The organism is Pseudomonas sp. R-28-1W-6, from assembly GCF_009799925.1.
Lineage (GTDB): Bacteria > Pseudomonadota > Gammaproteobacteria > Pseudomonadales > Pseudomonadaceae > Aquipseudomonas.
Genome location: NZ_WELK01000019.1, coordinates 22,284 through 34,177, shown reverse-complemented (window position 1 = coordinate 34,177; position 11,894 = coordinate 22,284). Strand labels below are relative to the sequence as shown.

Annotated in this window: 10 protein-coding genes; 6 read left to right on the top strand and 4 right to left on the bottom strand. The window is 65.7% G+C overall.

Annotation, left to right across the window (positions count from 1 at the left end):
- Positions 1-297 precede the first annotated feature (297 nt).
- Positions 298-1,554, bottom strand: coding sequence for an OprD family porin (locus F3I62_RS20015; protein ID WP_160491400.1), 1,257 nt, complete (start codon positions 1,552-1,554; stop codon positions 298-300).
- A 122-nt stretch (positions 1,555-1,676) separates the two neighbouring features.
- Complete coding sequence (locus F3I62_RS20010) at positions 1,677-3,002, bottom strand: MFS transporter (protein WP_160491399.1); 1,326 nt, start codon at positions 3,000-3,002, stop codon at positions 1,677-1,679.
- 745 nt (positions 3,003-3,747) lie between these two features.
- Between F3I62_RS20010 and quiC the strand changes: the two genes are divergently transcribed.
- Together quiC and F3I62_RS20000 are read left to right on the top strand one after the other, a co-directional pair.
- Entirely contained in the window at positions 3,748-5,658 is a 1,911-nt protein-coding gene (gene quiC / locus F3I62_RS20005) for a 3-dehydroshikimate dehydratase QuiC (protein WP_160491398.1), read from the top strand.
- A gap of 113 nt (positions 5,659-5,771) precedes the next feature.
- Positions 5,772-6,443, top strand: a complete 672-nt coding sequence (locus F3I62_RS20000; RefSeq protein ID WP_160491397.1) for a TetR/AcrR family transcriptional regulator — start codon at positions 5,772-5,774, stop codon at positions 6,441-6,443.
- Positions 6,444-6,592: 149 nt separating this feature from the next.
- On the opposite strand, the gene F3I62_RS19995 is transcribed toward F3I62_RS20000, so the two are convergent.
- Positions 6,593-7,453, bottom strand: a complete 861-nt coding sequence (locus tag F3I62_RS19995) for a shikimate dehydrogenase (protein WP_160491396.1) — start codon at positions 7,451-7,453, stop codon at positions 6,593-6,595.
- Positions 7,454-7,457: 4 nt separating this feature from the next.
- Positions 7,458-7,898 (bottom strand): type II 3-dehydroquinate dehydratase, encoded by a 441-nt coding sequence (gene aroQ / locus F3I62_RS19990; protein WP_160491395.1) that lies wholly within the window; start codon positions 7,896-7,898, stop codon positions 7,458-7,460.
- A gap of 408 nt (positions 7,899-8,306) precedes the next feature.
- On the opposite strand from aroQ, the gene pcaQ reads away from it, so the two are divergent.
- The 4 genes from pcaQ (at position 8,307) to zapE (ending at position 11,888) form a co-directional block, all read left to right on the top strand.
- Positions 8,307-9,239, top strand: a complete 933-nt coding sequence (gene pcaQ, locus F3I62_RS19985) for a pca operon transcription factor PcaQ (protein WP_160491394.1) — start codon at positions 8,307-8,309, stop codon at positions 9,237-9,239.
- A 255-nt stretch (positions 9,240-9,494) separates the two neighbouring features.
- Positions 9,495-10,214: a protocatechuate 3,4-dioxygenase subunit beta gene (gene pcaH, locus F3I62_RS19980; RefSeq protein WP_160491393.1), complete on the top strand. Its 720-nt coding sequence runs from the start codon at positions 9,495-9,497 to the stop codon at positions 10,212-10,214.
- Positions 10,215-10,225: 11 nt separating this feature from the next.
- Positions 10,226-10,831, top strand: coding sequence for a protocatechuate 3,4-dioxygenase subunit alpha (gene pcaG / locus F3I62_RS19975; protein ID WP_160491392.1), 606 nt, complete (start codon positions 10,226-10,228; stop codon positions 10,829-10,831).
- Positions 10,821-11,888 (top strand): cell division protein ZapE, encoded by a 1,068-nt coding sequence (gene zapE, locus F3I62_RS19970; protein WP_256667843.1) that lies wholly within the window; start codon positions 10,821-10,823, stop codon positions 11,886-11,888. The genes pcaG and zapE overlap by 11 nt, the downstream gene beginning before the upstream one ends.
- The last annotated feature ends 6 nt before the right edge of the window (positions 11,889-11,894 follow it).

Below are 11,894 nucleotides of genomic sequence, written 5' to 3'. Positions count from 1 at the left end.
CAGTTCTGAGCCGGTTGAACCGCTGAAACAAGCCTCGCCTCGGCGGGGCTTTTTTTCTGCCTGCGATTTGTCCGGCGCCGGGATTTTCCGTGCGCTCAGGTGGCGTCGGCCTGGGTCTGTGGCCCGTTTCACGACCGAGCCTGCCGCTGACCGGTCTAGCGCTCGATATGTTATTGAATGTTGTTCCGGCCAGAGCGAGTGGGCGGCTTTCGCACAAAAAAAGCCCGTCGCGAGGACGGGCCGAGGGGCTGCTGGAACAGCCGAGGAAAAACGCGGCGCTTAGCCGCCGCGGCAGGCTCAGAGCAGGGAGAAGGGGTAGCTGATGATCAGGCGGTTCTCGTCGAAGCTCTTGCTGCCTTGCCAGTCGCGGCGCAGGGTCGAGTTGCGCCATTTGAGCGACAGGTTCTTCAGCGAGCCGTCCTGCACCACGTAGGCCAGTTCGGACTCGCGGCCCCATTCCTCGCCGTCGGTCACGCTGGCGGTGTGCACGTTGTCGCCGCTGATGTAGCGCGTCATGAAGGTCATGCCGGGCAGGTTCCAGCCCGCCAGGTTGTAGTCGTAGCGCAGTTGCCAGGAGCGCTCCTCGGCGTTGTCGTAGCTGCTGTTGTAGCTGTCGTTGGCCAGGGTGCCGCCGCTGGTGCCGTTGACGCGCATCCAGGCGTCGTCGCCGCTGAGCTTCTGCAGGCCGACATAGACGGTGTGGTTGCCGGTCTTGGCCGAGAGCAGGGCGTAGACCGTCTGGTTATCCAGCTCGCCGGCCAGCTGGTTGCCGTTTTCCTGGCCGTTGAAGTAACCCAGGTTGGCGCCCAGCACCCAGTCGCCCAGCGGCTGGCTGTGCACCAGGTTGAAGAACTGCTGCTGGTAGATGTCGGCCAGTTCGGCATACCAGACGCCGACCAGGGTGCGCTTGTCGTTGAAGGCGTATTCGCCGCCGGCGAAGTTGAACTCGTCGGAGGTGAAGGCGGCTTTGCCGTTCATCCACAGGTCTTCCATGCTGCCGTCGTCACGCGGGCTGTTGCCGTCGAACTGGCCACCGTAGAGGGTCAGGCCAGTGATTTCCTGGGAGGTGAGCTGGCCGCCGCGGAAGGTCTGCGGCAGCGAACGGCCGTCGTCGGAGCGCAGGATCGGCAGCACCGGCATCCATTCGCCGACTTTCAGCTCGGTATGGGACAGCTTCATCTTGCCGGCCACGGCCAGGCGGCCGAAGTCGTCGGCCGGGCCGCTGTCGTGCACCGGCAGCAACTGGGTGCCGGCGGTGCCGCGGCCGCCATCGAGCTTGAGCGAGTACAGGCCGAGCACGTCGAGGCCGAAGCCGACGGTGCCGCGGGTGTAGCCGGAGCGGGCGTCGAGGATGAAGTTCTGGGTCCATTCCTCGGCGTAGTTCTGCGTCGAGTCGCCGACGAAGTTCCGGTTCATGTAGAAGTTGCGCAGGTTCAGGCCGACCTTGGCGTCTTCGCTGAAACCGCCTTCGGCGGCAGCTGCGGGCAGGGCGGCCAGGCAGATGGCCAGGGTCAGCGGGGCGGCGAGCAGGGTGCGGCTATGCAGGTGGTTCATGGTCGATCTTGCCTCGATATTGTTGTTGTTCCGGGCGTGCAGAGCCCGGCCGGCCTGCGTGCCGCAGGTCGGTGAGCGTCGGGAGCGGGGCGCTGGAGGCCTGTCGCCAGGCCTCCCGGGGATCAGGCGCTGAGCTTGCGCGGGGCCATGAAGTACAACCAGGTCAGGGCCAGGAAGTACATGGTCGGGATCAGGGTGAACAGCACGGCATAGTTGTTGTTGGTGGCGGTCAGCACGTGGCCGACGATCTGGGTCATGAACATGCCGCCAATCGCCGCACACATGCCGCCGAAGCCGAACACGGTGCTCATCATGTGCTTGGGCGTGTAGTCCATGACCAGGCTCCAGATGTTGGCGGTCCAGGCCTGGTGCGCGCCGACGGCCAGGGAAATCGCCAGCACCGCGACCCACAGGTTGCTGGCGTTGGCGGCGAACACCACGCCGACTATGGTGCAGGCGAAGGCCAGCATCGACAGCAGGCGGGCGGTGGTGGCGCGCATGCCGCGGCCGATCAGCCAGGACGAGAGGATGCCGCCACCGATGCTGCCGAAGTCGGCGGTCAGCCAGATCAGCATCAGCGGGATGCCCATCTGGGTCACGCTGATGCCCAGGTTGTACTGCTGGTTGAGGAACGGCGGCAGCCAGTACAGGTAGAACCAGAACACCGGCGCGGTGATCGCGAAGGCCACGGCGAAGGCCCAGGTGCCGCGCATGCGCAGGATGGTGCTGAGCGGTACCTTGACCGCCTCCGGCTCGGCTTCCCGGTTGATGTAGTCCAGCTCGCTCTGTTTGACGCTGGGGTGTTCTTCCGGGTTGTAGTACTTGAGTGCCCAGAATACCAGCCAGACGCCGCCCAGCAGGCCCATGGCGATGAAGGCCGCCTGCCAGCCCCAGACCGTGAGGATCAACGGCAACAGCGCGGGGGTCAGCATGGCGCCGACGTTGGTGCCGGCGTTGAAGATGCCGGTGGCGATCGCCCGCTCGCCCGCCGGGAACCAGGTCCGCGTGGTCTTCACGCAGGCCGGGTAGTTGGCGGCCTCGGTCAGGCCGAGGATGAAGCGGCAGAGCATGAAGCCGACCGCCGAAGTGGCCAGGCCGTGGGCGCCGGTGGCCAGGCTCCAGCACAGCACGGCCAGGAAGAAGGCGCGCTTGACGCCGACCTTGTCGATGAAGCGGCCCTGCAGCAGGAAACCGACGGCATAGCCGACCTGGAACCAGAAGTTGATGTTGGCGTAGTCCATCGCCGTCCAGCTCATCTCCTTGGCCAGGATCGGCTGCATGATGCCCAGTGCGGCACGGTCGATGTAGTTCAGGGTGGTGGCGAAGAACACCAGGGCGAGCATGCCCCAGCGGGTCTTGCCGACGGCGAAGGCGCCGCGGATCTTGCTGCCGATACCGCCCTGGGAAGCGGCCTGGGCCGCGGCGGAGGAGCTTTGGGTATGGATCATGAGTGTGGCCATCCGATCAGGGACTGCGCAGCAATTGCCTGCAGTCGTGACTTTGACTCGTTCTGGTCCGGCTCGGGGAAGCTGTTGCCTTCAACCTGGGTGGAGGTTGTCCACTGGCTGAGGGTGCGCGAGCAGGGCCTGCTGGTTGCGAGCTGGCGGGCGCTTCAGGCGCCGGCGGCAGGCGGTCTGGGCAACGCAGAAGAGGGATGGCGGGTAGGGCCGTGGGCTGGGTGAGCGTTGATTGGGAGCATGGACAGTTACCCTTTCTTGAAATTGTTATGGCATGGCTTGGGGGTTCTGCTGCACTTCACCGTCAGAAGCTGGCAAGGCAATGTGGCCTGCGGCGATTGCAACATGGGGATGATGTTGCGCACTGAGCGAAAAAGCGTCAATTCGATAGTCGGCCTTTTGTTCGATAATCGAACATAAAACTAACCAGTTCGTACACTTTAGTTTGCCCTAAGAAACGGGCGCGCGAATAATCATTTCAGCCTGATCCGCACCCGGTTCGTTTGCCTGCCAGCCTGTCCTGGGCAAGGAACTGAAAGTGCTAAGAGCCTGTTTACGATCTTTTGGACTAGAGCCAGACAAGGCAAAAACAGCCGAGGAAGCGGAGTTTACGAGCTGTAAATGAGCATTCCGAGGCTGTTTTTAACGCCGTATGGCCGACGGCCAGGAGATCGTAAACAGGTTCTAAGACTGTGCCGCCGCAGGCGGTACACGCCCACAAAACAGGAGCTGAAGCATGCAGCGTTCGATTGCCACCGTTTCCCTTAGCGGTACCCTGCCGGAAAAACTCGAAGCCATTGCCGCCGCCGGTTTCGACGGCGTGGAAATCTTCGAGAACGACTTGCTTTACTACGCCGGCAGCCCGCGCGATGTGCGGCAGATGTGCGCCGATTTGGGGCTAGCCATCACCCTGTTCCAGCCGTTCCGCGACTTCGAAGGCTGCCGCCGCGACCGCCTGGAGAAGAACCTCGACCGCGCCGAGCGCAAGTTCGACCTGATGCAGGAACTGGGTACCGACCTGGTGCTGGTGTGCAGCAACGTGGCGGCCGACTCCCTCGGCGATGAACAGATTCTGGTCGACGACCTGCGCCTGCTGGCCGAACGCGCCGGCGCGCGCAACCTGCGCATCGGCTACGAGGCCCTGGCCTGGGGCCGCCATGTGAACACCTGGCAGCAGGTGTGGAACCTCGTGCGCCAGGCCGACCATCCGGCCCTCGGCGTGCTGCTGGACAGCTTCCACACCCTGTCGCTCAAGGGCGATCCTCGGGGGATTGCCGAGATCCCCGGTGACAAGATCTTCTTCGTGCAGATGGCCGACGCGCCGATCCTGGCCATGGACGTGCTGGAGTGGAGCCGGCACTTCCGCTGCTTCCCGGGGCAGGGCGAGTTCGACCTGGCCGGTTTCCTCGCGCCGATCCTCAAGAGTGGTTACAAAGGGCCGTTGTCGCTGGAGATCTTCAACGACGGCTTTCGTGCCGCGCCGCCGCGGGCCAATGCCGCCGACGGCCTGCGCTCGCTGCTGTACCTGGAAGAAAAGACCCGCCAGCAGCTGGAGAGGGAAGCGGTCCTGCCGGCCGACCCGCAGCTGCTGTTCGCCCCGCCACCGGCCAGTCGCTACGACGGCGTGGAGTTCCTCGAATTCGCCGTGGACGAGGCCCAGGGCGCCAGGCTGGCCGGCTGGCTGGAGCGCCTGGGCTTTGTCCGCAGCGGCGAGCACCGTTCCAAGGCCGTCAGCCTGCTCAGCCAGGGTGATATCAAGATCGTGCTGAATGCCGAACCCTATTCCTTTGCCCACAGCTTCTTCGAGGCCCACGGCCCGTCGCTGTGCGCCACCGCCCTGCGGGTCAGGGACGGTGCCTCGGCGCTGGAGCGCGCGCGGGCCTTCAAGGGCCAGCCCTACCGTGGCCTGGTCGGCCCCAACGAGCGCGAGATTCCGGCCGTGCGGGCGCCGGATGGCAGCCTGATCTACCTGGTGGAGCCCGCCGAACCGGGCCGCACCATCTATGACAGCGACTTCACGCTCGACAGCCAGGCCATTGCCGGCGGTGGTCTGCAGCGCATCGACCACATGGCCATGGCCCTGCCGGCCGACAGCCTGGACAGCTGGGTGCTGTTCTACAAGAGCCTGCTGGACTTCGAGGCGGACGACGAGGTGGTGCTGCCGGACCCTTACGGCCTGGTCAAGAGCCGCGCCATCCGCAGCCGCTGCAGCAGCGTGCGCCTGCCGCTGAATGTCTCGGAAAACCGCAACACGGCGATCTCCCACGCGCTGTCCAGCTACCGCGGCTCGGGCGTGCACCATATCGCCTTCTCCTGCGCGGACATCTTCGCCGAGGTCCGCCGGGCCAAGGATGCCGGGGTGCCGCTGCTGGACATCCCGCTCAACTACTACGACGACCTGGCCGCGCGCTTCGACTTCAATGACGAGTTCCTCAGCGAGCTGGCCTACTACAACGTGCTGTACGACCGCGATGCCCAGGGCGGCGAGCTGTTCCACGTGTACACCGAGGCCTTCGACGAGCGCTTCTTCTTCGAGATCATCCAGCGCAAGAACGGCTATGTCGGCTATGGCGCGGCCAACGTCGCGGTGCGCCTGGCGGCCATGGCCAAGAGCCGCAGCGGGGCGGCGCGGCAGGTGCGGATCTGAGTGCCGGGCCGTCGCCGGTCGGCCGGGCGGGCGGCTAGCCGGCGGCCCTGGCGTCTTCCTTCGGCAGGGCGCCGCGGCGATAATCGGCGCCATCAGCACTTGGCCGTGAGCCCATGACAATGACCACTGAATTGCTCGAGCCCGCGCTCGAGGCCCCGCGCAAGAGCCGCAAGAACAACCCGGAGAAGACCCGCGAGGACATCCTGCGCGCCGCCCTCGCCGAGTTCGTCGGCCAGGGCCTGTCCGGTGCCCGCGTCGATGCCATCGCCGAGCGCACCAAGACCTCCAAGCGGATGATCTACTACTACTTCGGCAGCAAGGAGCAGCTCTATGTCGAGGTGCTGGAGAAGCTCTACGGCGATATCCGGCGCACCGAAGGCCACCTGCACCTGGCCGAGCTGGAGCCGCGTGAGGCGATCCGCCGGCTGGTCGAGTTCACCTTCGATCACCACGACCGCAACGTCGATTTCGTGCGCATCGTCTGCATCGAGAACATCCACTACGGCGAGAACGTCAAGCAATCCAGCACCATCCGCGCGATGAGCCAGAACGTGCTGCAACTGCTCGACGAAACCCTGCGCCGCGGCGAGGCCAGCGGCGTATTTCGCCAGGGCCTGCAGGCGGTGGACGTGCACCTGCTGATCAGTTCGTTCAGCTTCTACCGGGTGTCCAACCGCCATACCTTCAGCCATATCTTCCAGGTCGACCTGGCCGATGACGCGGCGCTCAAGGCGCGGCACAAGCAGGTGATCTGCGAGGCGGTGCTGGGCTATCTGCAGGCCTGACAGCCTGTTCGCGATCTATGCGGGCCACGCAACTCCATCCTCGTTGCGACAGGTTATCGAAGCTGCCGTAGGGTGCGCCGCGCGCACCAGGGACGCTCTGCGGGCTATCTGGTGCGCATGGCGCACCCTACGGGAGATCCGCGCTGTGATCAGCCATTCATGCTGTGAAAATGCGCCTGCATGCGCTCGGCATCGGCGGCCGCGCCGCTGAATAGTTCAAACGCCTTGACCGCCTGGAACACCGCCATGGTGCCGCCATCCAGGGTGCGGCAGCCGAGGGCGCGGGCGTGCCTGAGCAGCTCGGTTTCCAGCGGGAAGTAGATGATTTCCGCCACCCACAGGCCGGCGTGCAGGTACTCGGCCGGCAGCGGCATGCCGGGCAGCTTGGCCATGCCCACCGGGGTGGTGTTGACCAGGCCGTCGGCGGCGGCCACCGCGCCGGCCAGGTCCGTGCCGACCAGGGCGCGGCCGTTGCCGAAGTGGCCGTTGAGGCTGTCCACCAGGCCCTGGGCGCGGCTCGGGTCGACTTCGAAAATAGTCAGTTGCTCGACGCCTTCGCTGAGCAGGGCATGCGCCACCGCCGCGCCCGCGCCTCCGGCGCCCATCTGCACCACGCGGCGCCGGGCGACATCGCCCAGGCCGCGTCTGAATCCTTCGGCAAAGCCCAGGCAGTCGGTGTTGTGACCGACCCGCTTGCCGTCCTTGAGCACCACGGTGTTGACCGCGCCGATGCCGCGCGCCTCGTCCGACAGCTCGTCGAGCAGCGGGATGATCGCCTGCTTGCAGGGGAAGGTGATGTTGAGGCCGGTGAAGCTCATCTGCTCCGCGCTCTTGAGCAGCTCGGGCAGGGCGTTAGTGTCCAGCTTGAGGGCATCCAGGTCGATCAGCCGGTACAGGTAGCGGATGCCCTGGGCATCGCCTTCGTGCTCGTGCAGGGCAGGGGTGCGCGAAGCCTGGATACCGGCACCGATCAGGCCGGCGAGAATGGATTTCTGGGTGGTCTGGGTCATGGCGTCAGGCTTTCAGCAGGTGGGCGAAATGGTCGATGGCCAGGCGATAGCCGTTGCTGCCGAAGCCGCACAGCACGCCGAGCGCTATACCGGAAACAAAGGAGTGGTGACGGAATTCCTCGCGCTTGTGCACGTTGGACAGGTGCACCTCGATGACCGGCAGCTCGCTGGCCACCAGCGCATCGCGGATCGCCACCGAGGTGTGGGTCCAGGCGCCGGGGTTGATCACGATGCCGGCGCAGCGCCCGCGTGCCTGGTGAATCCAGTCGATCAGTTCGCCTTCGTGGTTGGTCTGGCGGAACTCCAGTTTCAGCTCGTGCTGGCTGGCGGTGCGCTGGCACAGCTGGCCGATGTCGGCGAGGGTTTCATGGCCGTAGGTGGCCGGCTCGCGAGTGCCGAGCATGTTCAGGTTGGGGCCGTTGAGCACCAGCAGGGTGTGAGTCATTGCAATGAGCTCCGCTTGTTGTTGTGCGTGCGCCACAGGCAGCCGGGCGCCGTTGCAATGCAAAATGTACCAAACGGTTAGTTTTGTAAATCGGCCATGCAGCGCAATCCCGCTGCGGGGCCTGGCGCTATCCGTTCATGGCAAGGTCTTCGTTGCCGCGGCTGGCGTGCCGGGCCTTGCCGCATCGGCTTTGGCGGGCTGTCGCCGAACAATGGGGGGTGGGTTGAAAGGTTGTTCGATTAACGCCCAACTTGTGCTTTCCGGCCTGGCCGGACGCTCAGCCAGCCCGCTGCTGCCGCCTGGGTATGCTTGGTGCCCGGCTGGGCAACCCTTATCCATAACCATTGCTTTGTCTGTACGGGGCTCTTGGCGTTAGGCTTGTGCTTCTTCCTCCGCGCCGGGCTTGCCGTGAATATCGACAACCGCATCAAGTTCCGCCACCTGCTGTGCTTTCTCGAAGTGGCGCGCCAGGGCAGCCTGGCGCGTGCCGCCGAGGCCCTGGCGATCAGCCAGCCGGCGGTGTCGAAGACGCTCAAGGAGCTGGAGGAAATCCTCGCCGCCAGCCTGTTCGAGCGCAGCAAGCAGGGCGTCACCCCGACCGCGGCCGGGCTGGCCTTCCTGCGCTACGCAGGGCCCAGCGTGCAGGCCCTGCGCGAGGGTGTGCGCAGCCTGCGCAGTGGCGAGCACGAGGCCGGGGTGGTGCGCCTGGGCGTGCTGTCGACGGTGGAAAGCTCGCTGCTGCCCGAGGTGGTGCGGCGTCTGCATCAGCAGCATGCGGCGCTGGTGGTCAGTGTGGTCACCGGGCCCAGCGCGCACCTGCTCGACCAGCTGCGCGTCGGCGCGCTGGACCTGGTGGTCGGGCGCATGACCGACAGCCCGCAGATCGAGGGGCTGAGCTTCGAGCACCTGTACAGCGAATCGATGATCCTGGTGGTGCGCCCCGGCCATCCCTTGCTGCAGGTCGATCTGCGTGACCGTTCGCGCCTGGCGGACTATCCGGTGGTGCTGCCGCTGGCCGGCACCACCATCCGCCGCTATGCCGACAGCCTCTATGTGCAGTGCGGCATCAGCCTGCCGCAGCAGCGCCTGGAAACCCTCTCGGTGGCCCTCAGCCGGCGCTACGTGCAGTCCAGCGACGCGGTGTGGATCGCCCCGCAGGATGCCGTGCGCCAGGACCTGGCACGTGGTGAGCTGCTGGAGCTGGATATCGGCCTGCGCGAACCCGGCGGCTCGGTGGGCATCTGCAGCAACCCCACCGCGGCGCTGTCGCTGGCCGCGCAGTGGTGCTGCGAGGCCCTGCGCGAGGCGGCGGCCGATTACCGCGAGAGCTTTAATACATAACCATTTGGTTATGGATAAGGGCGATCTTTTCAATTTTCAGCCGAGCTACTCTGCTTGAGACTGGGTGCCATGCCTGAGAGCCCGCTCAAAGGCTGCTGCGCGTCGGCCATGCTGCGTTGAAATCGTGCTCAGAATGCTCATTTACCGCTCGTAAACTGCGCTTCTTCGCCCGATTTCGCCTTGCCTGGCTCTAGCTCGCGATCCTTTGAACGGGCTCTGCATCTGCTCCACCCATTCCAACAAGAGGAGATCGACATGTCCGACGCGCAACACAGCCGCTTCGCCATTCGCGACCGCAACTGGCACCCCAAGGCCCTGACCCCCGACTACAAGACCTCCATTGCCCGCTCGCCGCGCCAGGCGCTGGTGAGCATCCCGCAGTCGATCTCGGAAACCAGCGGCCCGGATTTCTCGCACCTGCAGATGGGCCAGCACGACAACGACCTGCTGCTCAACTTCAACCACGGCGGTCTGCCGGTGGGCGAGCGCATCATCGTCGCCGGGCGGGTGATGGACCAGTACGGCAAGCCGATCCCGCATACCCTGGTGGAAATGTGGCAGGCCAACGCCGGCGGCCGCTACCGGCACAAGAACGACCGTTACCTGGCGCCGCTCGACCCCAACTTCGGCGGTGTCGGCCGCGCGCTGACCGATAGCCAGGGCAACTACAGTTTCCGCACCATCAAGCCCGGCCCATACCCCTGGCGCAACGGCCCGAATGACTGGCGCCCGGCGCATATCCACTTCTCCATCAGTGGCCCGTCGATTTCCACCCGCCTGATCACCCAGCTGTATTTCGAGGGCGACCCGCTGATCCCGATGTGCCCGATCGTCAAATCGATCGCCAATCCGCAAGCGGTGCAGACGCTGATCGCCAAGCTCGACATGAGCGCGGCCAATCCCATGGATTGCCTGGCCTATCGCTTCGACATCGTGCTGCGCGGGCAGCGTCAGACCCACTTCGAGAACCGTTAAGGAGCAGCCCCATGCCAGTTCAACTGCTGCCGGAAACCCCTTCGCAAACCGCCGGCCCCTACGTACACATCGGCCTGGCCCTGGCCGCCGCCGGTAACCCGAGCCGTCCCCAGGAAATCTGGAACCAGATGGCCAAGCCCGGCGCGCCGGGCGAGCACATCACCCTGATCGGCCACGTCTACGACGGCAACGGCCACCTGGTGCGCGACTCCTTCCTGGAGTTCTGGCAGGCCGACCATGCAGGCCGCTACGACAGCGCCTTCGACCTGGAAAAGCCGTTCAACGGTTTCGGCCGGACCGCCACCACCTTCGATGCTGGCGAGTGGACGCTGCACACCATCAAGCCGGGCGTGGTCAACAACGCCGCCGGCGTGCCGATGGCGCCGCACATCAACGTCTCGCTGTTTGCCCGTGGCATCAACATCCACCTGCAGACCCGCCTGTACTTCGCCGACGAGGCCGAGGCCAATGCCCAGGACCCGGTGCTCAGCCTGATCGAGCAGCCGCAGCGCCGCGAGACCCTGCTGGCCTACCCCTGCGAGGTGGATGGCAAGCCGGCGTATCGCTTCGACATGCGCATCCAGGGCGAAGGCGAGACGGTGTTCTTTGACTTCTAGCGGGCCGGCGGCGGATCAGCTGATCCGCCGCCACTTCGATGCAGTGCTGGCGGCCCGCGGTTATCGGGCCGACAGCGCGCAGCAGGCAGCCATTGACCATCTCGGCCAATGGCTGGCGGCGTTTCTCGCTGCACGCGGCGGCTGGTTGCGCCGCCGTGCTGCCGGGGTTTACCTGCATGGCGGGGTGGGGCGCGGCAAGAGCCTGGTGCTGGATGTGTTCTTCGCCGCCGCGCCGCTGGCACAAAAGCGCCGGGTGCATTTCCATGCCTTCCTGCAGGAGTTGCAGCAGCGCCTGGGCGCCTACGCCGGCCAGGCCGATCCGCTGGCCAGGGTCGCCGGCGAGATCGCCGGGAAGACCCGGCTGCTGTGCTTCGACGAATTCCATGTGCATGACATCGGCGATGCCATGCTCCTCGGCCGCCTGCTCAAGCTGCTGGTGGAGCAGGGCGTGGGGCTGGTCTGCACCTCAAACTACCCGCCGGCCGGACTGTGCCCCAACCCGCTGTACCGCGAGCGCTTCCAGCCGGTCATTGCCCTGCTGGAGCAGCGTTTCGACGTGCTGCAGCTGGATGGTGGCTGCGACTACCGGCAGGGCTCGCGCCAACGCTGGGGCAGCCTGTACTGGCCGTTGCCGGAGCAGGGCGCCTGGCTGGGCGCCAAGCTGGGCCTGAGCGCTGCGGCCAGGCGCAATGTGACCATTGCGCTCAACCGGCATCCGCTGCACCTGCGCGGCCACGAAGGCACGCGGGCCTGGCTGGATTTCGCCGAGCTGTTTCGCCGCCCGCGCTCCAGTGCCGACTACCTGTGGCTGTGCGGTGAGTTCCGCCAGCTGGCCATCGGCGGCGTGCCGTGCCTGGCCGGCGAGGGCATCGACGTGCAGCAGCGCTTTCTCAATTTCATCGACATCGCCTACGACAGCGGCATCCAGCTGCTGCTCGGTTGCGCCGCCAGCCTCGACGAGCTGTGCCGGCCCGCTACCCACAGTGATTTTTCCCGCACCCATAGCCGCCTGCAGCAGTTGCAGGCGCTGCCGCTGACGACAGTCGGCAGTTTTTAAGAGACT